General features: G+C 70.8%; 21 protein-coding genes and 2 pseudogenes. 12 read left to right on the plus strand and 11 right to left on the minus strand.

Translation table 11 applies throughout. From position 1 onward, the window contains the following. Positions 1–6: 6 nt before the first annotated feature. From VYL96_RS00660 to VYL96_RS00675, 4 genes are all read right to left on the minus strand, one after another. Positions 7–624, minus strand: a complete 618-nt coding sequence (locus tag VYL96_RS00660) for an SRPBCC family protein (RefSeq protein ID WP_243699828.1) — start codon at positions 622–624, stop codon at positions 7–9. A gap of 439 nt (positions 625–1063) precedes the next feature. Further along, on the minus strand, positions 1064–3328 hold the full coding sequence (locus VYL96_RS00665; protein WP_131886629.1) for a catalase: 2265 nt from the start codon (positions 3326–3328) through the stop codon (positions 1064–1066). Next, positions 3318–3836, minus strand: a complete 519-nt coding sequence (locus tag VYL96_RS00670) for a hypothetical protein (protein WP_165928547.1) — start codon at positions 3834–3836, stop codon at positions 3318–3320. The genes VYL96_RS00665 and VYL96_RS00670 overlap by 11 nt, the downstream gene beginning before the upstream one ends. Before the next feature lie 88 nt (positions 3837–3924). Further along, positions 3925–4569 (minus strand): flavin reductase family protein, encoded by a 645-nt coding sequence (locus tag VYL96_RS00675; RefSeq protein ID WP_061228626.1) that lies wholly within the window; start codon positions 4567–4569, stop codon positions 3925–3927. A 214-nt stretch (positions 4570–4783) separates the two neighbouring features. Between VYL96_RS00675 and VYL96_RS00680 the strand changes: the two are divergent. Continuing rightward, a pseudogene (locus VYL96_RS00680) lies at positions 4784–5589 on the plus strand (alpha/beta fold hydrolase). Between the two features lie 91 nt (positions 5590–5680). Here the strand turns inward: VYL96_RS00680 and VYL96_RS00685 are convergent. Further along, positions 5681–6118 (minus strand): hypothetical protein, encoded by a 438-nt coding sequence (locus VYL96_RS00685; protein WP_207913611.1) that lies wholly within the window; start codon positions 6116–6118, stop codon positions 5681–5683. Between the two features lie 231 nt (positions 6119–6349). Between VYL96_RS00685 and VYL96_RS00690 the strand changes: the two genes are divergently transcribed. Then, positions 6350–6946: a maltokinase N-terminal cap-like domain-containing protein gene (locus tag VYL96_RS00690; protein WP_061917699.1), complete on the plus strand. Its 597-nt coding sequence runs from the start codon at positions 6350–6352 to the stop codon at positions 6944–6946. 164 nt (positions 6947–7110) lie between these two features. Here VYL96_RS00690 and VYL96_RS00695 read toward each other — a convergent pair whose 3' ends face one another. Then, positions 7111–8370, minus strand: coding sequence for a transposase (locus VYL96_RS00695; protein WP_329440331.1), 1260 nt, complete (start codon positions 8368–8370; stop codon positions 7111–7113). A gap of 539 nt (positions 8371–8909) precedes the next feature. Here VYL96_RS00695 and VYL96_RS00700 point away from each other — a divergent pair. Both VYL96_RS00700 and VYL96_RS00705 read left to right on the plus strand, forming a co-directional pair. Next, entirely contained in the window at positions 8910–10274 is a 1365-nt protein-coding gene (locus VYL96_RS00700; RefSeq protein WP_329438463.1) for an IS110 family RNA-guided transposase, read from the plus strand. Between the two features lie 246 nt (positions 10275–10520). Further along, positions 10521–11836, plus strand: a pseudogene (locus tag VYL96_RS00705) (ISL3 family transposase). Positions 11837–12241: 405 nt separating this feature from the next. Here the strand turns inward: VYL96_RS00705 and VYL96_RS00710 are convergent. Next, positions 12242–12793 (minus strand): YceI family protein, encoded by a 552-nt coding sequence (locus VYL96_RS00710; RefSeq protein WP_131886470.1) that lies wholly within the window; start codon positions 12791–12793, stop codon positions 12242–12244. 158 nt (positions 12794–12951) lie between these two features. Then, entirely contained in the window at positions 12952–13605 is a 654-nt protein-coding gene (locus tag VYL96_RS00715) for a TetR/AcrR family transcriptional regulator (protein WP_131886471.1), read from the minus strand. Positions 13606–13954: 349 nt separating this feature from the next. Between VYL96_RS00715 and VYL96_RS00720 the strand changes: the two genes are divergently transcribed. From VYL96_RS00720 to VYL96_RS00730, 3 genes are all read left to right on the plus strand, one after another. Further along, on the plus strand, positions 13955–15058 hold the full coding sequence (locus VYL96_RS00720) for an LLM class flavin-dependent oxidoreductase (RefSeq protein WP_131886472.1): 1104 nt from the start codon (positions 13955–13957) through the stop codon (positions 15056–15058). 62 nt (positions 15059–15120) lie between these two features. Beyond that, positions 15121–15501, plus strand: a complete 381-nt coding sequence (locus tag VYL96_RS00725; RefSeq protein WP_061917710.1) for an MTH1187 family thiamine-binding protein — start codon at positions 15121–15123, stop codon at positions 15499–15501. Continuing rightward, positions 15498–15926 carry a hypothetical protein gene (locus VYL96_RS00730; protein WP_131886473.1) on the plus strand — a complete coding sequence of 143 codons (429 nt, stop codon included), beginning with the start codon at positions 15498–15500 and terminating at the stop codon, positions 15924–15926. Before VYL96_RS00725 ends, VYL96_RS00730 begins: the two co-directional genes overlap by 4 nt. Positions 15927–15961: 35 nt before the next feature. Here the strand turns inward: VYL96_RS00730 and VYL96_RS00735 are convergent, their stop codons facing one another. Next, a complete protein-coding gene (locus VYL96_RS00735) occupies positions 15962–17044 on the minus strand; it encodes an esterase/lipase family protein (RefSeq protein WP_131886474.1) in 1083 nt (360 codons plus the stop codon). 183 nt (positions 17045–17227) lie between these two features. On the opposite strand from VYL96_RS00735, the gene VYL96_RS00740 reads away from it, so the two are divergent. From VYL96_RS00740 to VYL96_RS00755, 4 genes are read left to right on the plus strand one after another with little or no spacing between them, the layout of a single operon-like run. After that, entirely contained in the window at positions 17228–17794 is a 567-nt protein-coding gene (locus VYL96_RS00740; protein WP_131886475.1) for an RNA polymerase sigma factor, read from the plus strand. Next, the gene (locus VYL96_RS00745) at positions 17791–18411 is read left to right on the plus strand and encodes a methylated-DNA--[protein]-cysteine S-methyltransferase (protein ID WP_131886476.1); all 621 of its coding nucleotides are present in this window, start codon (positions 17791–17793) and stop codon (positions 18409–18411) included. Before VYL96_RS00740 ends, VYL96_RS00745 begins: the two co-directional genes overlap by 4 nt. Continuing rightward, a complete protein-coding gene (locus VYL96_RS00750; RefSeq protein ID WP_131886477.1) occupies positions 18408–19130 on the plus strand; it encodes a LysE family translocator in 723 nt (240 codons plus the stop codon). Before VYL96_RS00745 ends, VYL96_RS00750 begins: the two co-directional genes overlap by 4 nt. Positions 19131–19154: 24 nt before the next feature. Then, positions 19155–20342: an MFS transporter gene (locus VYL96_RS00755; protein WP_007633823.1), complete on the plus strand. Its 1188-nt coding sequence runs from the start codon at positions 19155–19157 to the stop codon at positions 20340–20342. A 12-nt stretch (positions 20343–20354) separates the two neighbouring features. Here VYL96_RS00755 and ppc read toward each other — a convergent pair whose 3' ends face one another. Then, positions 20355–23249 carry a phosphoenolpyruvate carboxylase gene (gene ppc, locus VYL96_RS00760; RefSeq protein ID WP_243699796.1) on the minus strand — a complete coding sequence of 965 codons (2895 nt, stop codon included), beginning with the start codon at positions 23247–23249 and terminating at the stop codon, positions 20355–20357. 108 nt (positions 23250–23357) lie between these two features. Here ppc and VYL96_RS00765 point away from each other — a divergent pair, with 108 nt between their 5' ends. Then, positions 23358–23789 (plus strand): DUF4870 domain-containing protein, encoded by a 432-nt coding sequence (locus VYL96_RS00765; RefSeq protein ID WP_063973461.1) that lies wholly within the window; start codon positions 23358–23360, stop codon positions 23787–23789. A gap of 143 nt (positions 23790–23932) precedes the next feature. On the opposite strand, the gene VYL96_RS00770 is transcribed toward VYL96_RS00765, so the two are convergent. Further along, positions 23933–24190 carry a type II toxin-antitoxin system RelE family toxin gene (locus tag VYL96_RS00770; protein WP_106385375.1) on the minus strand — a complete coding sequence of 86 codons (258 nt, stop codon included), beginning with the start codon at positions 24188–24190 and terminating at the stop codon, positions 23933–23935. Positions 24191–24209 lie beyond the last annotated feature (19 nt).

The following is a 24209-nucleotide window of genomic DNA, read 5'->3' on the forward strand; positions in this document are numbered from 1 at the left end:
TTCGGATCAGCCGCGGATATATCCCCTCCTGACCGCCCGGTCGAGAATTCCGAGCGTCGCCTTGAGCGCCGATGCGTCCAGCACCGGCAGTACTCCCGAGTCGCGCCACTTCGGGTGCGCGTCGGACCAGTCGTAGTAGCTGACGACCTCGGTACGCGCCCCCTCGGTGTCGTCGCCATCGCCCAGCGGGATCAGGCGGTAGCCGTAGGTGTGCCCGATCGGGGGTCTGATGGCCCCGTCGATGGTCCAGGCGATCTCGGCGTCCGGCTCGAACCGGGTGATGATCACCGTGACGTCGTACTCACCCATGTCATAGTCACCCAGCGACTCGCGGTCCATGTGGACGACGAACCTGTCGCCCTCGGAGGTGACCGCCGGCCCCTCCGCCGACTGGAGCATGCCGGAGGAGTCGATGGCCACGTGGCCGTCCGGATCACAGAGCACGGCGAACACCCGGCCCGCGTTCGCCGCGATCACTCGCCGCGCCTCGAGGCGGTACCCGGCGGCCGGACCGGCGCCGGCATCCGCATCGGCACGGTCGCTGGCGGCCCCGCTCGCGGCGGCACCCTCGCTGCTGGCGGCCTCGCTTGCGGCGGCGTCCCGTGAGGAGGCGTAGTCGCTCATGGCGGCGACGCTACCCGTGCCCGCCGGCCCCCGGGGACGGTTGCACACCGGCCGAGGAGCCTCACGAGGAATCCGCTCCTCGGATTGCGATACGCCCGCGGAGTTCCGCGAGCGGATCGACTTCCGAGGCGCGAGGCGAGATCGGAGGGGCAGATCGTGCGGCGGGGCCCGGCATCGTCTTCCGCAGGGCCCCGCCTCGCCCGCCGCAGAGGTTCCAGAACCCCGTGTCGACTGCGGCCGAGCCGCTTCCGCAGCAGCGCCGCCTATCGGAGACGCGCCACCTAAGGGGCCCCATAGGCGGCGCGCAGTCCGATAGGCGGCGTGCGACTCGATAGGCGGCGTGCGCTCGGATGGGCGGCGTGCGAGCCCGCAGGCCCCGGGGCGGCGTTCGCGGGCCCCTACTCGCCGCCCATCCCCGCGCCACCGGAGCGGGCCCGAATCAGACCCGCGCCGGGTCGGGCCGCTCCCACACGCGGTGGTTGGCCAGCAGCGGCTTGAGCGCGGGCACCACGCCGGCCGCGGAGTCCACCTGCACGACGCCCGGGGTGTCGGTGGTGATCCCGAAGTCGGCGTACCGGTCGACTGGTGCCAGTGTCGCTATGGCCTTCTTGTGCCGGTACATCTCGCTGATGAGGATGTCCGTGCGCGGGTTGGCGGGGAGATCGACCACCACGAGCGCGTCGAACTCGATGGACCGCTGCGTCTGATAGGTCCGTGACACCGACACGGCCTCGCCGGCCTCCGGATCACCGAGCATCCCGCCGGTCGGGGCGATCACCAGCGGCACCATGTCGTCGTCGAACACCGCCTGGACGAGGTCCGAGACCGCGTCGACGTCGGAGCCCTCGGTGACGAGGATGCCGATCTGGCGCCCGTCGGACGGCCACTCCTTACCGATCTGCGAGAGCGCCGGGCTGGTGACGACCTCGGCGACGGGCACCTTCGCCGGCGCGGGCAGGCCCAGGCCGGTGGCCACGGTGACGGCCAGGTCGTGGTCGATGTGCGCGAGCTGCTCGACCTGCCGGACCTTGATGGCCTGCTCGTAGCACTTGCCCAGCTCGAACGTGTACGCCTCGGCGACGTGCTCCTTCTCGACGTCGGTGAGGCTGTTGTAGAACAGCGTGGCCTGCGAGAAGTGATCGTCGAAGCTGGCCGGGGTGGCCCGCTCGATCTGCGATTCGGCGATCGTCTGCGCCACCTCGACCAGCGCGCCGTCGGTGGTGCCCGCCATGAACGGGCAGCCGCCGTCAAGACTGTTGGGCTGGTACGGAGCCACGCCCACGTGGTCGGCGGACTGGTGGAACCCGTCGCGGAACATGTCGTTGACGGGCGCGTGCGGGCGGTTGATCGGGATCTGCCCGAAGTTCGGCCCGCCCAGGCGCAGGAGCTGCGTGTCCAGGTAGGAGAACAAGCGGCCCTGCAGGAGCGGGTCGTTGGTGACGTCGATGCCCGGCACGAGGTGGCCCGGGTGGAACGCGACCTGCTCGGTCTCGGCGAAGAAGTTCTTGACGTTGGCGTTGAGCTCCATCGTGCCGATGACCTGCACAGGTGCGAGCTCCTCAGGCACGATCTTGGTCGGGTCCAGCAGGTCGATGCCGTGGAACATCTCGCTGACACCGTTCTCGTCGACCGTGTCGGGGAAGACCTGGATGCCGAGGTCCCACTTGGGGAAGGCGCCGGCCTCGATGGCGTCGGCCAGGTCGCGGCGATGGAAGTCCGGGTCCATGCCGCCGGTGATCTGGGCTTCTTCCCACACCTGCGAGTGGACGCCGAGGTGGGGCTTCCAGTGGAACTTCACCAGGCTCGTCTCGCCGGCGTCGTTGACGAGCCGGAAGGTGTGGACGCCGAAGCCCTCCATCATCCGGTACGAGCGCGGGATGCCGCGGTCGGACATGTTCCACAGGGTGTGGTGCTGAGCCTCGGTGTGCAGGGAGACGAAATCCCAGAAGGTGTCGTGCGCGCTCTGGGCCTGCGGGATCTCGCGGTCCGGGTGCGGCTTGGCGGCGTGGACGACGTCGGGGAACTTGATGGCGTCCTGGATGAAGAACACGGGGATGTTGTTGCCGACCAGGTCCCAGGTTCCCTCGTCGGTGTAGAACTTGGTCGCGAACCCGCGGGTGTCGCGGACGGTGTCGGCGGAGCCGCGGTTGCCGAGCACGGTGGAGAAGCGGACGAAGACCTCGGTCTCCTTGCCCTCGGCGAACACGCCGGCCTTGCAGACGCTGGCGGCGGCGCCGTTGGCGCGGAAGACGCCGTGCGCGCCGGCGCCGCGGGCGTGGACCACGCGCTCGGGGATGCGCTCGTGGTCGAAGTGCATGATCTTCTCGCGCAGGTGGTGGTCCTGCAGCAGCACGGGGCCGCGGCGGCCGGCCTTGAGCGAGTGGTCGGTGTCCGACAGGCGGGCGCCCTGCGCGGTGGTGAGGAAGGCGCCCTGCTGGCGCATGACCTCTTCGCGAGCCGTGACGGAGCCGGGCGGCTCGGCGCCGGTCGGGCCGTACGGGGTGGCGCCCTTCTGGTCCGCCTTGGGCGGCAGCGGGCTCGTGGGCTCGGTGGGCTCGTCCACGGTCGGCGGGCGGGAACCGGGGGTGCCGGGGACGACGTCGGCACCGCCGACCAGGTCGTCGGCGAGTTCCTCGGCCTTGTCCACGATCTTCTCGGCGGCGGACCGGGCGGCGGACTTGGAATCTGACCTCTTATCGGGCATCGGTGCTCCTTCGCGGGGTGGGACCTGTCCCTGGCCGAGATTCTGCCCAGACCTGACCGGTCCGCAACCGCTCGATGTCGGGGAGGAAACCTTCACCCGCGCCTATTCTCATGACATGGCATCTCCGCCGGTCGCCCGCGAGCACCTCCCGTACCCGGTCCTGCTGGCGGCGGCGTGGTCCGCGTGTCTGCTCCTCATCGCCGGTGGTGGCTGGCTGCTCGGGCGGGCGATCGGTCGGCTGTCCGTGATCATCGCGCCCGTCGCGATCGCGGTCCTGCTCGCCGTCATGCTCCGGCCGCTCGTCGACCGGATCCCGCAGCGGGTCCCGCGAGCGGCGGCGGCCCTCGTCGTCGTCGGGGTCATGGCCGGCACGTACCTGTTCGGCATCGTCGGCGCACTGTTCGCGGTGCCGGTTACCGCGATGGCCAACACGATCGTGCGGTACCTCGCCGCGCGGGGGGACGGCGAGCGTGGTGCGCGCGCCGCGCGAGCGGGTGTCGGCGCGCATCGTTACGCCCAGCGGTGTCGCCCACGAGTTCGGGCCCCTGCTGACCATGCGGTTCCCGGCCGCCCTCGCCGGCACGTCCATCGCGGAGTTAGAACCAGTCGCCGGGGACGTAGCCCGCGAGCGCCCCGACCGGTTCGCGGTATGCACCGTCGACGGCGGCGGCAGCGGCCGCGGACGCGATCCCCGGCGTGGCCGCGTGCGTGACGGCGGTCGGGACAGTCGGCATCGGGCGGGCCATCTGCTCGTAGCGGCCCCGGAAGAACAACAGCGGATCACCGGAACTGTCCTGCGGGCCGGCGCCGTTCACGTCAGCGAGGATCACCACGTGGTCACCGCCGTCGACGACCCGCGTGACCGAGCAGTCGAACCACGCGAGCGACCCGGCGATGACCGGCATGCCGCGGCCCGTCCATGCGAGAGGCACGCGCGAGAATTTGTCGGGATCGCGACCACCCACCGTCGCGGAGACCTCCGCGGCGTCGGAACCCAACACGCTCACCGCGAAGTCGCCGCGCTCCAGCAGGACGGGCAGCGTCCGGGACCGCCGCATGACCGAGATCAGCACCATCGGCGGATCCAGCGACAGGGCGGAGAACGACTGGCAGGCGAAGCCGGCCACCCCTGCGGGCCCCTCGGTCGCCACAACGGTGATGCCTGAGCAGAACCGGCCGAGCAGCTCCCGCAGCGCCACGGGGTCGTGGTGGTCGATCTCTGAGTCCACGGCGATGTCCATGCAGATACTGGTACCGCCTGTCACCGGGTCGGGACCGCCGACTCCCGGTGAGCGGGATCCGGGCGCGTGAGAATCGGTGCGGAGGGAAAGCTGTGGCCATGACTGATCGCGCCGTCACCACCTCCACCGTCCCGGCCCCGGCACGTCCGCTGCCGCGCCCTCCGCCATCTACTCCGCCGAGCCCCCGCTGCTCGAGCTGGCCACGGACCGGGGGATGTTGCGTTACCGCGAGGCCGGTGACGGCCCGCCGCTTCTCCTGCTGCACGGCTCAGGTCCGGGCGTGACCGGATGGCGCAACTTCTCCGGCAACGTGCCGGTGTTCGCCGAGCACTTCCGGACCATCGTGCTGGAGCTGCCCGGCTTCGGGGTGAGCGACCCGGCGGGCGATCTCCACCCCGTGGCCTCCGCTCAGACGGCGGTCCAGGACTTCGTCGACGGCCTGGGCCTGGAGAGGCTGAGCCTGATCGGCAACTCGATGGGCGGGTTCATCGCCACCGCGTTCGCGTTGGAGCATCCCGAGCAGGTGGAGAAGCTGGTCACCGTGGGCGGCGCGGGCGTCTCATCTTCTCCCCGGGACCGGGCGAGGGCATCATCCGGTTATCCGCGTTTGTCGAGGACCCCACGCGCGAGCGGCTGATCGAGTGGCTGCACTCGATGGTCTACGACAAGTCCCTGGTGACCGAGGAGATGATCGAGCAACGCTGGGCGCAGGCCACCGATCCCGAGACGCTGGCCTCCTCGCGTCGGATGTACGGGCGCGAGGCGCTGGCGGCGATGGCTGCCGCCCCCCGTGACGCGGCGGCCATACCGGCGTGGGCAAGGCTAGGCCAGGTGCAGGCGCCGACCCTCATCACCTGGGGTCGGGACGACCGGGTCAGTCCGGTGGACATGGCCCTGCTGCCCCTGCGGATGCTGCCGCGCGGCGAGATCCACTTGTTCCCGAACTGCGGACACTGGGTGATGATCGAGCAGAAGGCGGCGTTCAAGTCCGTCGTGCCGGGTTTCCTCACCCGTCCGTGACGAACGCGGCCCCGGCTTCCCATGAGGGACAGGGGCCGCGTCGCGGGGGCCTGATGGTCAGGCCGTCACAGGTCAACCTTCAGGGTCAATCTCAGGCGACGGCCGTGGTGACGGGCTCATCGTCGCCCTCGGGCGCGACGTTCTCGCCCTCGACGGGCTCCTCGGTGTCGACATCGTCCTCGGCGTCATCCTCGTCCGGGACCTCGGCCTCGATGCCCTGGAGGATGTCGATCGCGCCCTGGATGTCGCCGGAGAAGGCGGCGTCCACGGCGAGCTGGGCGTTGGCGGCGCAGTCCTCGCCGCTCAGGCCCGGCACCACACCCTCGGCCGAGCCGAGGAAGTCGTAGGCGTCGATGGTGCCACAGAGCTGCTCGGCGATGGCGGAGACCTCGGCGGGGGTCTCGACGGTCTCACCCGCGCCGAGCGAACCGGCGTCTACACCGGGGACGGCGCTCTGAGCCGAGGCGAGCCCGGCACCGGCGAAGGACAGGGCGGCGGCGGAACCGATGACAGCGATGGTCTTCTTCATATGCGTCACACCTTCCTATCGGGATTCCGGAGGATCTCCCCGGCGATATGGGGCTCACCGTAACGGTCGACAGGCGCCCTGGCTGTGACGATGGTCACGCAGGCGTGGCTACCGGCCGGACGTGCAGGGCCGCTGCCCAGGGAAAATGCCGCGAGTACGAATTCTTCTTCATTCCCACACCCGGAGCTCCGATCGTTTGCCGGACCGGGTGCTTTCGGGGAGTCTTAGCGCATGAGTGGAGCCGCCGAGATCTATGACGCCGTCCTCGACCCGGGCAAGCTGGACTTGCTGCGTGGGTGGGTCCGTCGCCAGGATTGGTTCGACGGTGATCCCGAGAGCCTCGAGCAGGTGACGGCCTACCGGTTCGTCGACCCGGACGGCGAGGTGGGGATGGAGTCGTTCCTGCTCTCCGACGGCTCACAGACCTATCACGTCCCCGTGACCTACCGGGGCGCCGAGCTGTCCGACGCCGCCGACGCGCTCGTCGGGACGACGGAGCATTCGGTCCTCGGTCGGCGCTGGGTCTACGACGCCCCCGCCGACCCCGTCTACGTGACCGAGGTCTGCCGCGTGATCAGCCACCGCGACACCGCCGCCGACCACTTGCTGGTCGAGGAGGGCACGGTCACGCCGTCCCCGGTCAACATCCGCGGCGGCGGCGACGGGCTCGGGCAGTCCCCCGAGGCGAGCCCGCGGGTCCTCCGCGTCGTCAACGAGGAGAACGACGCCGAGGCCGACCGTCCGCTGATCGGCTCCCCGGGCACGCTCAGCGGGACCTGGGAGGACGGAGACGGCACACACACGGCGGTCCTCGTCGTCGTCACCTAGGAGCATGGGTCAGTAATGGCTCGAAGCGCGCCGAGAGTACGGCGGAGTGCGTGAGAGCGTTGCGCTCGGGCCGGCGTCACTGGCGGACAGGTATTCGGTTTGCGAAGCCGCGGTGATGGCGTTCAGTCCGCGGGTCAGCCTGTAGGTCGCCCGGGCCTGCCAGTTCAGGCGATCTGGAGGCCGCCGAGCCCGGTGGCGCCGATATGACCGTGGAGCTTTCGCAGGTTGTGGCAGGCAGCGAGCAGTAGCCATTCACCGCGGGCGGCGTCCAGACCGCGAATCAGGAGTTGCTTGCCGTTCTGCAGGGTGCTCATCTGTCCGAAGACCGGTTCGACGATCGCTTTGCGCCGGGCGTAGACCGCTCGGCCTTTCTTCGTGGCGAGCTTGCGGGCCATGCGCTGCTTGTCCGTGGCGCTGGCCGGGATCGGTCCCCGGGGGGCGATCGGCGCCGGTTCCCCGCTGCGCTGTCGTCCGGTGGCGATGAAGAACTCGGTGCCCTGCTCGCCGGTGACCTCGGCGGAGGCGGCGAGGTTCGCGGCTGAGCAGTACCCGGCATCGGCGAGCATCTGCTTCGGGGCCTGCCCCGTGTTGCTGATGGCCTGCTCGGTCATGGGGATGAGGTTGCCGACGTCGGCGGCACAGTCGTTGACCTCGGCCGCCACGATGATCTGATGGGCGGCATCGACCACGGCCTGGCCGTTGTAGCACTGAGCGAACGACCCGTCCCCGGTGAGCATGATCTTCGACTCCGGGTCGGTGAAGTTGCGCTGGGCCTTCGGCCTGGGCGTGGCGCGCTCGGCGGCCTCAGCGGCCTTCTGCGCGACGGTGTCTTCGTCTTCGCCCTTACCGCGGGCCTTAGCCTCAGCCTTCTCCGCCGCATCGGCGGCGGCGTCGGCTTCCAGAGCAGCTTTGGCCTGGCGCAGCTTGACCAGGCGAGACTCTCGGCGGGCCAGCTCATCGGGCAGCTCGTCCCCGCGCCGGTTCTTGCCGAACTTGGCGTCCTCGGCCTTGTCGATGGCCTCGGCGGCGGCCAGCAGATCGGAGACCTCCTGGGCCAGTACCTTCTCCTTGTCCGTCAGCCGCGCGTACGACATGGCCTTGCGTTTGGAGGCGTTCGCCCGCAGCTTCGTCCCATCCAGCGCGACCTGTCCAAGCGTGACCATCCCGGCGGCCTGGCACAACGCCAACGCCTGCAAGAACAGGTTGCCCAGCGCGGCCAGGTGCCTCTTGCGAAACCTGGCGATCGCGCGGTAGTCCGGGGCCGCCCCGGCCGCCAACCACCGGAAAGCGACGATGTCGGTGCAGGCCTTCTCGATCCCGCGGGAGGAGCGCACCCCCGTGGTGTAGCCGAAGATCAGCAACCGCACCATCAACCGCGGATCGTACGGCGGGGCCCCGCGCCCCTCCTGGTAGGAGACGTAGATCCGCGATAAATCGGCTTATATCGTTTTCGGTGCTGGGTTTTCCCAGCTCAGCAGCCCGCTAGGGTTGACGGTGGGAGAGGTTCGGTGAGCGCGGTTGTCGGCTGAGGGTTGTGCCTCGTGAACAGAGAATGCGACACCGGATCTGCCCCGCCACATGGCCCGTTTGAAGGGAATTGACGGACTGGCCTGGCAGAGGTGTTCTGTCGACTGGTCGCGCCGGATGACACGTAAGCACGGGCACACCCTGGCGGCGACACCTCTCGGCCGATTGCTGGCCGCGGGGCGCCGATGGCCTGCTGTGGCAGCGGCTCGAGTATGCGGGGCCGCGGCGACGGGATGCTCCCGAGACCGATAAGTACACAGGAAGCCACGGCCGCACTACCCGATGGCGCGGCGATGATTGTGGGGCTTCCCTCCTGCGACGTCGCAGGCAGGCTTGGTGGAGCCTGCCGGCACGTGCGATGCCGCTCGAGGACGCCCGGCGACATCGTCTCGACTGTCCCGCTATGGCGAGCGTGGCAGGAAGGAAGCCCGAACCCATGACTTCAACGGGCACAGTCCATAGTCCCACAACGATTCAGGCCCGCGCCGGGATCGACTGCGCGATCGTGGCGAATCACCAGTGCGAGCTGATCGAATATCGCGACGACGGCACGACACGAACAACCCGCAAGACCATCCCGAGCACCGCGGCCGGGATGAACGAGCTGACCAGGTTTCTCGCAGCAGTCGACGTCGCCGTCGACGTGGTCGCTGAACCGACTTCCCTGACCTGGGTTGGTATCCAGGCTGCGGTCGGCGCCGCCGGCGGCCGGTTCTACCTGATCGGCACCAGGCACTCCTCTCGACTGCGCGCAGCGGTGGCCGGCAAGAACAAGTCCGACGTCATCGATGCGCATCTGCTGGCCAAGGCGCTCGACTTGTTCGACCTTGAACCGCTCGTCGTTGCCGACGTCGGTTCCGAGGCCATCAAACGCTCGGCCCTGTCGCGGGGCGATGCCCGCGTGCACTACGACCAGTGCTGGCGCCGACTGCGTTCTTACGTCGCCGCCACCGTTCCGGACATCGACAAGATTCTCGCCGGATCTCGTACCCGCACGTTGGCGGTGCTGGGGCGGTGGCCTGACCTGCGAGCCCTGGCCCGAGCACACCGGTCCACCATCACCGCAGTGCTGCGCGAACACTCCTACTGCGGTGGCCGCCAGGAGCAGATCGCTGACCAACTCCGCAGTGCCGCGGCGGCCTGGGTGGGCATCCTCAGGGACTACTACGACCTAGATTTCTGGGCTTTGAAGGTCGCTGGAATGCTCGCCGACATCGATCAGGCCGCGGACCGATTCGACCGCTACACCGAGCAACTCGACGGGCTCTGGCACGCCTTCTACGGCCCCGATGATCTGCTGCTCTCGGTGCCGGGGACCGGCCCGATCACCGCGGCGACGATTCGTGGCTGGCTCGGCGACGGGTCCCGTTTCGCCCGCCCCGAGGACTTCGCCTCCTACTGCGGACTGACCCCATCGAACTGGTCGTCGGGAACCATGGAGCACAAACATCGCGCGATCAGCAAGGAAGGCCCGTCGGCTTTGCGGATGGCGGTGTTCCTCGCCGCGAATGCGGCACGCACATCCGACCCGCAGCTCGCTCGGGTGTACCACCGGCTCATGGTCGACAAGGGTCAGCACCACAACAAGGCCGTGTGCGCGGTCGCCCGCAAGCTCGCCGAGCGGATGTGGATAGTCGTGCACCGCAACGCGCCCTACGAGTACCGCGACGACGACGGCGCGATCCTCGACATCACCCAGGCTCGGGCCATCGTCCGCGAGCGCTACCAGGTGCCCGCGGAAGTCCGCGCCCGCCACCGCAACCACACCACCGCCCAAAGGAGAGCCCGACTGGCAGCCTGACCCCTCCCTCGCCTCGCCACCACGAGGCCCCAGATCAGCCGTAGAGCCCGGCGCTCTACGGCGCCTCGACATGCATCCCGACAGGACCATCCTGAGGGGGGTTGACAATCGTTAGGGAATCTCTTCCGGATCCGGAGTGCGTAGCTGGGGTTCGCCGGTGATGCGGTGAGGCACAAGATGTAGGGGTCCTGGGGCGTGTGAAAATGCAGGTTCTCACACCGCGCATCGAACACCCCAGGACCCGTCTTGAACGCTACCGCCAGCCTGCTTGCCGACACCATCTGCCGCACCGTCGAACTCGGGGTGAGCATCACCGACGCCGCCGTTGCTGACGAGTTCACGCACTTGTTCTGCGCCCCGGTCATAGTCGACCCGATCTGCCCCGGGTGCGGGATGGCGGGCCGGCTGCGGGACCACGTCGAGCGGCGGGTGACCGATCTTCCGATCGTCGGGCACCCCACGAGGCTGCACGTGCGGGTACCGCGCTTCATCTGCGACAACACCGAGTGCGCCACGAGGATCTTCCAGCAACGCATGCCGAATCTGGCCGAGCCGCGGGCCAAGACCACCCGCCGTTGCACCCGCTGGATTCTGCAGCGTCTGGCGATCGATCGCACCAGCGTGTCCGCCGTGGCCAAGGCCCTCGGGCTGGGGTGGGATCTGGTCAACGATCTCGCGGTCTCGGAGATCCGCGCGATGGTCTACGACCAGCCCGGACACTTCGACGGCGTCCGCGTTCTCGGGGTCGACGAGCACAAATTCCAAGCACGTGCGCGGCGACGGTTCCTCTTCGTTCGTCACCGTGCTGGTCGACCTCACACCGGTCGTGGACGGCACCGGCCCGTCTCGGCTGCTGGACATGGTCCCCGGGCGCTCGGCGAAGGTGCTCACCGAGTGGCTCGACGCCCGTGACCAAATGTTTCGAGACCGCGTCAAGGTGGTCACGATGGACGGGTTCGCCGGATACCACACCGCCGCCGCCAACGCTGTCCCTGAAGCCCGGACGGTGATGGATCCGTTCCACGTCGTGCAGCTGGCCGCGGACAAGCTCACCGTGTGCCGCCAACGCATCCAGCAGGCCACCACCGGGCACCGGGGCCGCAGTGGCGATCCGCTGTACGGGATCCGCCGCATCCTGCGCACCCGCGCTGAGCTGCTCACCGACAAGCAGCAAGTCCGGCTGTTCAAAGCGTTCACCGCCCATGACGCGCACGCGGCGGTGGAGGTCACTTACGGCGTCTACCAGCGTCTCATCACCGCTTACGAGGCCTCGGGCAAGCGGGAGGGCAAGATCGCGATGTACAAGCTCCTGCGCTCGATCCGGGCCGGGGTGCCCAAGGAGCTGCCCGAGCTCGCCCAGCTGGGCCGGTCGCTGTGGAAGCGCCGCCGCGAGATCCTGGCTTACTTCGACGTGGGCGCTTCCAACGGCCCCGTCGAGGCCATCAACGGACGCCTCGAGCACCTCCGCGGGATCGCCCTGGGCTTCCGCAACCTCAACCACTACATCTTGCGGTTCACTGATCCACTCCGGACAGCTCCAGAATCGGATCAATGCACTCTGATTCCGGAAGGGCCGATAAATCCAGGTGCTCATCGACCAGATCCGCCACGAACCGTGCCAGATGATCGGCCGGAAGCCAGTCATCCAGCGACGGCGGCAGCAACAACCCCTGGCCCGGGTCGAACGCCCGAAATGTCTTGCCTGCGCCCACCGGCTCGACCTCGCCCTGCCGGTCAGCCCGCTCGACGCGGAACTCCTCGGCGGCGAACAACCCTTCCTCGCCCATGACGACAATTATCCCGCCGAACCCGCCCCATCAGCGGACCTGAACTGGCGTGTTACTGACCCACGCTCCTAGGCCGTCGGGTCCGGCGCACCCCTCTCACGCCACACCAACGCCCGCCCCGGTCGATGCCGGGGCGGGCGTTGATGTCGTAGCGGCGTCCGGCTCCGACGCCGGGCCGGATCAGGCGCTCTTGATGGCCGAGATCTCCAGCTCGAGGGTGATCTTCTCCGAGACCAGCACGCCGCCGGTCTCGAGCGCGGCGTTCCAGGTCAGGCCGAAGTCGGTGCGATTGAGGGTGGCGGTGCCCTCGAAGCCCGCGCGCTGGTTGCCGAACGGGTCGGTGGCGGTGCCCTCGTACTCGAACGGGATGGTCACGGACTTGGTGGTGCCCTTGATGGTGAGGTCGCCGGTCACGTCGACGCCGCCCGAGCCGTTGGGGGCGATCTTCGTCGAGGTGAAGGTGATCTCGGGGTAGTTCTCCATGTCGAAGAAGTCGTTGGACTTCAGGTGGCCGTCGCGGTCGGCGTTGCGGGTGTCGATCGACGAGGCGTTGATGGTGACCTCGGCCTTCGCGCCCTCGATGCCCTCCGCGGGCACGGTGACGGCGCCCGTGAAGTCGTTGAAGGCACCGCGCACCTTGGTGATCATCGCGTGACGCGTGACGAACCCGAGACGCGTGTGCGTGGGATCGAGGGACCAGGTGCCGGTCAGGTCGTTGAGGCTCGCGGTCATGGTGACTCCTTGTGGGATCGGTCCGGTTGACGCCGGACGCTGTCTTGTTGTTGTGTCACCAACGATAGGGCGGGCCCTGTGACGTGTCAACTATTGATAGGTGTGAATCAGATCATACCTCAGGCGGGGGCGAGGGACGGCGACGTCGACGGTCGTTGTCATGCGGTTCTCCCCGGATCGGCCCCGGGGTCCACTGCGGGGTCCGGGCGGCCGTACACAGTGCGCACCCACATGTCCGCGGCGACGGTGAGCAGCGGTTCCCGCGTGCGGCCCGGGTCGTACGCCAGTTGCTCGAGGACGGTCTCGTTGATGTGGATGAGCCCCTCGGCGAGCGCGTCGGCGTCGACACCCTCCGGGGCCCGACCGGCCGCGCGCTCGGCGCGGAGGAACTCGGCGACCTGCACGGCGAGGGCCCGGCGACCGTCGTCCCACAGGGTGCGGGTCTGGGCGTGCTTACTGCGCGCGGTGAGTAGAGCCCGGTAGATGTGAGCCTTGTCCAGGACCCGGTCGGTCAGCCGCTCGAGCGCGGCGGTGACCCGGGTGCGGAACTCCCCCTCGCCGCGCACCGCGGTCTCGACGGCGGCGTTCGACTCGTCCTGCACCATAGCCAGCAGCACGCCCACCGCGGCGGCCTTGGAGTCGAAGTAGAAGTAGAACGCCGACCGGGTGATGCCGGCGGACTCGGTGAGGTCGGCCACCGAGATGTCGTCCAGCGCGGTGGTCTTGAGGCGGTCGTCGAGCGCGGCGAGCAGCGCCTCGCGCCGCCGGTCGCCCCGCGGGGAGGTGGTGCCGGCCGGCGCCGCGGGTGTCATGTCGTCACCTCGGGCCGGAGGGCGGGTCCGTGGGCGCGGGCGAGTCCTCGGGGTAATTCACGGGTACGCATGTCGTGTTCATACATGAAGTAGGCGACCTGTTGCTGATCCCGGGGCGTGTCGAGCATGGAGCGCGCCGATCACGGCGATCCGTAGGTCGCGGTCATACGAACCCCTTCGCGCGGTCCGCGGCGAGGCGCACCCACCAGGAAAACGAGTTATGGCGTGCCGCACGGGTCCGCGCTGCGGGCGGGGACGTGGCCACCGGCCGTGGGGAAGTGGCCTGCCCCGCGCCCTCGCGGCGCACTGTCCGGTCAAGGCTATATGATGGATCAACTATAGTGAACGCATGAGCACCGTAGCCCCCGGACCACAGCCCCGCGTCGCCTTCGGCCTCGACACCTTCGGCGACACCACGGTCGACCGCGACGGCCGGCCCGTCCACCACGCGCAGGTCCTGCGCGACGTCGTGGAGCAGGCCGTCCTCGCCGATCAGGTGGGCGTCGACGCGATCGGGATCGGCGAGCACCACCGCCCCGACTTCGCGGTCTCCGCCCCCGACGTGGTGCTGGCCGGCATCGCCACGCGCACCGAGCGCATCACCCTCGGCTCGGCCGTCACCGTCCTGTCCAGCGACGACCCGATCCGCGTCTTCCAGCGCTTCGCCACCATCGACGCGCTGTCCAACGGCCGCGCGGAGGTCGTGCTGGGCCGCGGCTCGTTCACCGAGTCGTTCCCGCTGTTCGGCTTCGACCTGTCCCAGTACGAGCAGCTGTTCAGCGAGAAGTTGGACCTGTTCGCCGCGCTGCTGCCCGAGGGGCCGGTGACGTGGTCGGGCGAGCTGCGGCCGCCGCTGGTCGACCAGCACGTCTACCCCAAGACCGCCAGCGGGCTGAGCGCCTGGATCGCGGTGGGTGGCAGCCCGGAGTCCGTGGTCCGCGCGGCCCGCTACCGGATGCCGCTCATGCTGGCGATCATCGGCGGGCCCGCCGGTCGGTTCGCCCCGTTCGCCGACCTGTACCGCGAGGCCAACGCCCAGCTCGCGGGCACCGATGCGCCGCGTTTGCCGATCGCCGTGCACTCGCCCGGCTTCGTCGCCGAGACCGACGCGAAGGCCGCCGAACTGTCGGTGCGTCACTGGCTGGTCAACCGCAACCAGATCGGCCGCGAGCGCGGCTGGGGCGACGCGACCGAGGCCGACTTCCACCGCGAGGTCCGCTCGGGCGCCATGTACGTCGGCTCGCCGGAGACGGTCGCGCAGAAGATCGCCACCACGGTCCGCACACTGGGCCTGGACCGCTTCGACCTCAAGTACGCCAGCGGCCCCACACCGCACGAGGACCTCATGACCTGCATCGACCTGTACGGCCGCAAGGTCATCCCGCGCGTGCGGGAGCTGCTCACCGAGGCGGGGTACACGCCGGGTGTGCCGCAGACGGTCTCGCGTCTGTGACGTAGGTTTCGTCGGGTGCCCGGAATCTGCACGATCCGGCGCGGCGGGTCTACGGTGATGCCATGTTGTTCGCTTTCTCCGTCGCCCCCACGTCCACCACGGACGAGTCGGCGTCCATGAGCAGGGCGGTCGCCGAGGCGGTCCGTGTGGTCCGCGAGTCCGGTCTGCCGCACGAGACGACCTCGATGTTCACGACCATCGAGGGCGAGTGGGACGAGGTCATGCCCGTCATCCGCGCCGCGACCGACGCCGTGCTGGCCGTGTCGCCGCGGGTGTCTTTGGTGCTCAAGGCGGATCTGCGGCCGGGCCGCTCCGGCGAGCTGCGTGGAAAGGTGGATCGGGTGGAGCGTCACCTCGCGGGCGGCGGGGGTGGTGCGCCCGGTGGCGGCGCCGGAGAAGGTGTGACCGGGGAGGGTTCCGACGACGAGGAGCTGCACTCGTGACGTGGCCCGGTCCGTTGGAGTCGTCGTCGCAGGCCGCTGACGCGATGGCCGAACACCTGAGGCGCCCGCGGGGTGGGGTGACGATCGCGTACGTGGTCGCCACGGCGGCCGGCGGTGCCGGTGCGCTGGTGATCGCGGCGGCCCAGCTGGCCTCCGGTTCGCCCAGCGTGATGGACGTGCTGCTGTGGGCGGCCATCGCCGTGTTCCTGCTGGGCGGGGCCGCGCACCGCTGGTGGTTGGGCGGACGCAACGAGGAGCGGTCGTTGCGGATCGCCGCGGCCATCCGACCCGAGCAGGTCGCCGCTGCGATCCGCGGATCGTCGGGGGAGATCGACGCCGTGCGGCGCCTGCGCGTCTCCCACCCGGGCCTCGGGCTGCGGCACGCGTACGACCTGTACCAGCACTACGAGCGTGAGCGCCGCTGATCAGACGGCGCTCTTCTCCGCCTGACCCGCCCCCGTCAGCAGCCCGCGGCCCCGCCGAGCGCCTCGGCGACGAGCGCGTGCGTCCGCCCGTCGACGACCATCCCGCCGTGCGAGTTCGGCCCGCCGCCGCACGCGTCCTCGGTGACCACCCAGCGCACGCCGGGGCCGGGCACGAAGCTGCGCTCGGGCGGCAGCAGGTGGTCGCCGCGCGTGGCGATGAGCGTGTAGCCCACGCCGGGCAGGAACGGGGTGCGGTCGAGGCCGTACCAGGCGGTGATCATGGGGCTGCCCGGGGACAGTTCGGCCAGTCCCCGCAGGTTGGCGGCCCACAGGCCGAGGCCGGCGATCTCGCGCGGCAGCTGATGCGGGATGAGCCCGCTGTTGTCGGCGCCCCAGTAGCCGCCCACCGAGACGACGTTCGCCACCGCGCCGGGCCGCAGCACCTTGGTGGTGTAGCCGGCGATCGCGGCGCCCTGCGAGTAGCCCACGAGGTCGACCTGCGGCGCCCCCGTCACGGCCCGGACGTGGTCGATCACCCCGGCGAGCTGCGGGCCCGACGCGGCGACGATCGAGTCGAGGCCGCCGCGGGCCGGGTTGCCGGCGTAGGCACCGAGGGTCGGGGCGACCACGCAGAAGCCCTGCCGACGCAGCGGCTCGCCGAGCCGCGGCATCGTGTTGGCGCCGTTGTCGAAGGTGCCGTGAACGAGGATCACGGGCCGCGGCCGCGCGGGTGCGGGCCGGCAGGTCACGGGCGCGTCGACCGCGGCGGGCGGTCCGGGCGCGCCGATCGGCCCGTTGATGCCGTTCAGAGCCTCGGTGACGTACGGCCCGAGCTCCCCGGCGGGATCGGCGTCGCGGAGCGCGTCGGCGAGCGGTCCGAGTTGGCCGGCCAGGGGGCCCAGCTGACCTGCCAATGGGCCGAGCTGGTCGAGCGTGGACTGGGCGTGCGCCCGAGGCGCGAGGTCACCCACCTGAACCGACCCGACCGCGGCGGCGAGCGGAACCGCCAGCGCGAGGGCGGCCAGCGCCCCGGCCAGGCGCGAGCGCGCTGATCGGCGTGTGGACCCGCGTGCGGGGCGGCGGCCGGAGGGGCGTGCGGGTGTGCGGGAACCGAGCATGGGATCTCCCCGGGAGCGGGCGGTGAGCACCAGTATGCGAGCCCTGCGCCGGATTGGGAACACTATGACCTCACGAATCCGTGGCGCCGGGCGACTACTCACCGAAGCCCGCCACCCGCCGCCCGGCCGGGCGGGGCGGGCCGCGCGGGACGGCGATCACCGACGAGGGCAGGATCTACACACATGAGGGCAGCGTTCGACGCCGCGGTCGACCGGCACGGGACCACCGTGCTGCGGGTCTGCCGCGCGGTCCTGGGTCCCGGCCCGGACGCCGACGACGCGTGGTCGGAGACGTTCCTCTCGGCGCTGCGGGCGTGGCCGGAGCTGCCCGAGGACACCGATGTCGAGGCGTGGCTCGTCCGCGTCGCGCACCGCCGCGCCGTCGACGTGGTCCGTCGCGCGTCCCGGACCGCGGTCCCGACCGGCGCCGCCGACGACATCGCCGTCCTCGACGCCCGTGCACCGGGGCCGGGCGGGGTGCGCGCGGGTGGCTCGGGTGGGTCGGGTGGAGACCTCGGGGTCGACGACGAGGAGGTCGACCCCCACATCTGGGACGCGGTCGCCGCTCTGCCGACCCGGCAGCGCCTCTGTGTGGCGTACTGGTACCTGGGCGGTCTCCGCTATGCCGAGATCGCCGAACTCACGGGCGGCACCGAGGCCGCGGCCCGGCGCGCTGCCGCCGACGGGATCGCCGCCCTGCGCAGGACACTCACCCGGTCACAGCTACAGTCACAGGAGGTCGCGCCATGACCGAACACGCTACGACCGACCCCGCGATCGCCACGCTGCGGGCCGCACCCGCCGACACCGGCCGGCTCCGCGACCGCCTCGCCGCCGACGCCAACCGGGAGGGCCTGGTCGACGTCATCTACCGGACCGTCGACTCGCCCATCGGGGGCCTGCTCCTGGCCGCGACCCCGCTCGGCCTGGTGTACGTGGCGTTCGAGGTCGAGGACGCCGACGCGGTCCGGGCGACACTGGCGACCCGCGTCGGTCCGCGCGTCTTGCGGGCACAGGCCGCCTCGCCGGTCCTCGACGCCGCCGCGGAGCAGATCGGGCAGTACCTCGCCGGCGACCGCCGCGCCTTCGACCTGCCCCTCGACACCCGCCTCGCGACGGGCTTCCGCGGCGAGGTCCAGCAGCACCTGGCGAGGGTGGGCTACGGCCGCACCGCGACCTACCGGGAGATCGCCGCCGCCCTCGACCGGCCCGGCGCGGTCCGCGCGGTGGGCACGGCCTGCGCCACGAACCCGCTCCCGCTGGTGTGGCCGTGTCACCGAATCCTGCGCTCGGACGGCGGGCTCGGCGGGTACCGCGGCGGGATCGCGGCCAAGCAGCGGCTCCTCGCGATGGAATCGGCGGCGTGACCGCGGCGCAGCTCCTCGGCCTGTTCGGCGTGTGGGCGATCGCGGTCGTCTCGCCGGGACCCGACGTCGTCGTCGTCCTCCAACGCGCCCTCGCTGGACGGCGGCACGGCGTGGCCACCGCGCTGGGGATCGTCGCCGGCCTCACGGTGTGGCTCGGGGCCGCGTTCGCCGGGGTCGCCACCCTCGTGCGCGTGTACCCGCAGGTCATGACGGTCCTCCAGGTCGCGGGTGGGCTCCTGCTCGCCACGCTGGGCGCCCTCGGCCTGCGCGGGTGGTGGCGCTCCCGCACCGCAACCCCCAACCCGGCCACCGCCCCGGCGTCGCCCGCCCGCACCGACCCCGCGCCGCAGAATCCGCTACCCGGAGTCCGGATCCGCTACCGCGATAGGAGTAGCGGATCCCGACTCGGAGTAGCGGATCTGGTGCGGCGGGACGTCGCGCGCGGCCTGGCCACGAACCTCGCCAACCCCAAGGCCCTGGTGTTCTTCGGCGCCGTGCTCACCCCGTTCCTACACGACGAGGTCTCGGTGGCGTGGTCGGTGGCGCTCGTGGCGGGGATGCTCGCGGTGGCGCTCGCGTGGTTCGCCGGGCTCGCAGTGGTCGCCTCGCACCGGGCGGTCAACGAGCGGGTCGGGCGGCTGCTGCCGTGGGTCGACCTCGTGGCCAGCGCGCTGTTCGTGGCGGCGGGGGTGGCGTTCGTCATCGCCGCGCTCGTCTGAGACCCGCGGGTTAGGTTGCTGCTCATGGATTCTCCGGTCGACCGCCGCAGCTGGGTGCCCGCCGCCCTCGCGGTGTTCGCGGTGGGCTGGGGCGCCAACCAGTTCGCGCCGCTGCTGCACCTCTACCGCGCCGAGCAGGGGCTCTCGCAGTCCGGCGTCACCGCGATCTTCAGCGTCTACATCGTCGGCCTGCTGCCCACGCTGCTGTTCGCCGGCCGGTGGTCCGACCGCAACGGCCGCCGCGTCCTCATGCGGCCCGTCCTCGTGCTCTCGCTGCTCGCGACCGTGGCCATGCTCCTCGGCCCGCAGCATGAGCTGTGGCTGTACCTCGGCCGGTTCCTCGCCGGCCTCGCCTCGGGCGCGGCGTTCGGCGCCGGCAGCGCGTGGGTGCGCGAACTGTCCGCCGGCGCCCCGCCCGGGACCGGCGCCCGCCGCGCGGCGATCGCCCTGACCGGCGGGTTCGGGCTCAGTGGCCTCGCGGCCGGCGTCGTCGGAGAGTTCGCCCCCGCGCCGCTGCTCTCGGCGTACCTGCCGCATCTCGTGCTGGGCACTGTCGCGCTGGTCGCGGCCTGGAACGCCGTTGACCCGTATGTGCCACGTCCCCGCGGCGGCACCGAATCCACGCCGCTCATCCCCGCCACCGCCGTCTCGCGCAGGTTCCTGCTGGGGGTCGCGCCCTGGGCGCCGCTCGTGTTCGGCTGCGCGAGCATGTCGTTCGCGGTGCTCGCCGACCTGCTCGGCGGCGACGCCGGCGGCCGGCCCACCCTGTACGCGGGCGTCATGGTGGGCGTGACGCTCGGCTCGGGGGTGCTCATCCAGCCGGCGATCCGGCGGCTCGCCGCGAACTCCGTGCCGTCCCGGCCGCCGATCGCCGGCCTCGCGGCGGCGTGCGCGGGCATGGCGGCCGGCGCGATCCTGGTGGCCTCCCCGGACCTGCCCGGCCGGGCGCTGTGGCTCGTGCCCGTCGCGGTCCTGCTGGGCATCGGCTACGGCACGCTGCTCGTGGCGGGCCTGGTCGAGGTGGAGTTCCAGTCGGGTCCCCGCGATCACGCCGGGCTCGTCGCCGTGTTCTACGTCCTGGCGTACCTCGGCATGGGCACGCCGTACTTCCTCGCCGAGCTATCCCGGTTCGGCGGGCCGGTCCCGTGGATCGCGGGGCTCGCGGTGGTGTGCGCCCTGCTCATCCCGGTCACGGCCCGCCGCCTCCGCTAGCCGCCGCCTCCGCTAGCCCGAGTTGCGCAGGGCCGTGGCCAGGCCGTTCATCGTCAGCTGGATGCCGGTGCGCACGGCCGGGTCCTCGTCGCCCGCCCGGTAGCGGCGCAGCAGCTCGACCTGCAGCACGTTGAGCGGCTCGAGGTACGGGAAGCGGTTGCGCACCGAGCGGGCGAGCGCCGGGTTGTCGTCGAGCAGCGTCTCCTGTCCGGTGATCGCCAGCAGCATCTCGCGGGTGAGCTCGAACTCGTCGGCGATCACCCCGTGGATCCGCCGACCCACCTCGGCGTCGGGCACGAGTTCGGCGTAGCGGCCGGCCAGGCCCATGTCCGCCTTGGCCATCACCTGCGCCATGTTGGACAGAGTCGTACGCAGGAACGGCCAGTCGTCGTACAGCCGCCGCAGCGTGGCCAGCCGCTCGTCGGCCGTGGTCCCGGCCGAACCGCCGCCGGCACCGTCGATCCAGCGCCGCAGCGCCGTACCCACGCCGAACCAGCCGGGCAGCATGACCCGCGACTGCGACCACGACAGCACCCACGGGATCGCCCGCAGGTCCTCGACCGACGACGTCTGCTTCCGCGAGGACGGCCGCGAGCCGATGTTGAGCTCGCCGATCTCCGCGACCGGCGTGGAGGTGGTGAAGTACTCGATGAACCCCGGGTCGGAGTGCACGAGCGACCCGTACGCCTCCCGGCCGAGCGTGGCGAGCTCGGCCATCACGCCGTAGGCCTCCTCAGCGCGGTCGCCGAGGCCCTCGACGTCGAGCAGGGACGCCTCGAGCGTCGCCGCGACCAGCGCCTCGAGGTTGCGCCGCGCCCGCCGCGGCTCGGAGTACTTGGCGGAGATGACCTCGCCCTGCTCGGTGATCCGCAGCGCGCCCTGCACGGCGCCCGGCGGCTGGGCGAGGATCGCCTCGTAGGAGTTGCCGCCCCCGCGGCCGACCGCGCCACCGCGACCGTGGAAGTACCGCAGGTGCACGCCGGCGCGGTCGGCGGCCTCCACGAGGTCGCGTTCGGCCTGGTATAGCGCCCAGTTCGCGGCCAGGTAGCCGCCGTCCTTGTTGGAGTCCGAGTAGCCGAGCATCACTTCGAGCACGTCCCCCTGTGCGCGGATGAGCGCGCGGAACTGCGGGATCGCCAGGGCCGCGTCGAGGATGCCCGGCCCGGCGGCGAGGTCGTCGATCGTCTCCAGCAGCGGGATGAGCCGCACGCTCGACCGCGGCTCGGCCGGGTCGCCGGAGAACAGTCCCACCTCGCGCAGGAGCACGGCCGGTTCGAGCAGGTCGGACACGGACCCGCACATCGACACGATGTAGTGCGGCACCACGTCCGCGCCCAGCAGGTCCACGGCCGCGGCGGCCGCCCGCAGCACCCCGAGTTCCTTCTCCGCCAGCTCGGAGAGCTCCGCGCGCGGGCCGAGCAGTGGCCGGTCGTGCGAGAGCTCGCGCAGCAGCAGCCCCACACGCGCGTCCTCGTCGAGCGCCGAGTAGTCCTCGCTCACGCCGGCCTTCGCGAACAGTTCGGTGAGCACCTCCTCGTGCGATTCCGAGTTCTGCCGCATGTCCAGGGCCTGCAGGTGGAATCCGAACGTGCGCACCGCCCACCGGAGGTCCCGCAGCCTCGGCGAGCGCAGCATCTCGGACCCACACTCCCCGAGAGCCGCGTCGATGACGTCCAGGTCCGCGAGCATCTCACCGGGGGAGGCGTACGGCTCGGCGGTGAAGACCTCGTCGTCGTCACCGTCGCGGTGTCCGCCTGCCAGGGGCGACGACGACGAGGTGGTCCCCCGCGCGGCGAGGCGACGCCGGACCACACTCACGGCGCGGCGGAAGGGCACGTCCTCCCGCGCGGCGGTGAGCTCGCCCTCCTCCTCCCCGAGGGAGTCCGCGAGGTCGCGTAGCGCGGTGGGCACGTCCACGACACGCCGCGACAGGGGCAGTTCGCGCTCGAGCATCCGCAGTTGGTGGGCGTAGTGCTGGTGCAGCAGCGCGGCGGCCTGCTCGGTGGCGAATCGGACGACGTCGCCGGTGACGTACGGATTGCCGTCACGGTCGCCGCCGATCCAGGAGCCGGGGCGGACGACGGGCCGGTCTCCGCCGCCCAGGCGCTCGGCGATCTCGGCGTTGAGCGGCGGGATCACGTCCATGAGCGTGGCCTCGTGATACTGCAGTCCGCCCAGGATCTCGTCTTCGATGCGGGGGCGCTGGCTACGGATGATCGCGGTCTGCCACAGGGTGAGCACCTGGCGGCGGATGTCGGTCTCGACCTCGGCCAGCTCGTCCTCGGTGACGCGGTCCTGTGGCCCCGTCCGCAGCGCGTCGCGGCGGCGCATGAGGTCGAGCACGCGGCGGGTGATCTCGAAGACCGACCGGCGGCGCGTCTCGGTGGGGTGTGCGGTGAGGACGGGAACCACCCGGGCGGTGGTCCGGACAGTCTCGAGTTTGTCGGCGTCCGGCTCGGTCTTCGCGAGGCGGGCCCAGGTGGCCTCGAGATCACCGTCGGGCGGCGGCGAACCGGCGGCCGTGTGGAGACGGCGACGCCGCTCCTGGTGGAGGTCCTCGGCCACGTTGGCCAGAAGCGCGAATAGGGAGAACGCCCTGATCACAGGAATGACGTCGGCGGCGGGCACGTCGGTGAACAGGGCGGCGACCTCGTCGCGGTCGGCCTCCGAGCGGCGGACGGCGAACGCGGTGCGCCGCGCGGTCTCCACCAGGTCGAATATCCGCTGGCCGGCCTGCTCGCGCACGGTGTCCCCGAGCAGGGCGCCGAGGAACCGGACGTCGTCGCGCAGGGGGCGGACGGCGTCCTCGAGCGGATCGACGCCGTCGGGTGCCGGCTGATCGACGCCGGGCTGGTCTGCGCTCGGCGGCTCGGTCGGACGCTGGTCGGGCTGGGTGATGTCGGCCATGCCCGCCACAGTAGGCGCGGGATATGACAAGTGCGTGAAACCTGGCCCGCCGCGGAAACCGGGGAGATCCCCGATGCGCGGGCGTCGATTCACGAGGAGACTGGGGCCATGACCCAGCAGCCCGGTTTCTCCCAGTACGGCGACCCCCGGTACGGCGATCCGCGGTATGGCCAGCCGCCCGCGGCCGCGCCCGACGACCGCACGCCCGCGGCCCTGGCCCACGCGTCGAGTCTCATCGCGATGGCGCTGTCGGCAGGGTGGCTGTCGTTCGTCGGTCCGCTGGTGATGTGGCTGATCTACAGGGACCGCAGCCCGTTCGTCCGCCAGGCTGCGGCCGGCTCGTTCAACTTCAACCTCGGTCTGTGGCTCATGAGCATCGTGGGCTGGATCTGCATCATCACGGTGATCGGTATCCCGCTCGGCCTCATCCTTCTGGCGGTGTCGTTCCTCGCGCAGATCATCGGCCACGTCATCGGCACCCTCCGTGCGCTCAAGGGCCGGACGATCAACTACCCGTTCCAGTTCAAGGTGTTGCGCTAGAGCCGCTGGTCTGCTTTCAGCGCCGCATCGACGCTGGCCGGGGCGCTGCCGGAGGATGTCGAGAATGAGTTTGAGTGCTTGGGCGGTGGAGCATTCGCGTGGTTGGACCCTCACTATGATCGTGAACCAGCGTGGGGATGGGGTCACTTGTAGACGTCACCGCGGTGGCCGATGCGTAGTACGAGTACAGCGAGGGCATCGTCTTCGATGTCATAGATGATGCGATGGTCACCGACGCGGATGCGGAGTTCGCCGTCACCTACGGCGAGTTGGATCGCTCCGGGCGGTCGCGGTGTCCCGGCCAGCGCCTCGATCGCCCGGACGATTCGCTTCTGCTCGGTGGGATGAAGTTTGCGCAGGGCTTTGGCAGCCGAGGGCTTGTAGGAGATCGAATAGGGCATCAGACAAGCGGGGGCGCTG

It is taken from the genome of Dietzia maris, from assembly GCF_036287335.1.
Lineage (GTDB): Bacteria > Actinomycetota > Actinomycetes > Mycobacteriales > Mycobacteriaceae > Dietzia > Dietzia cinnamea.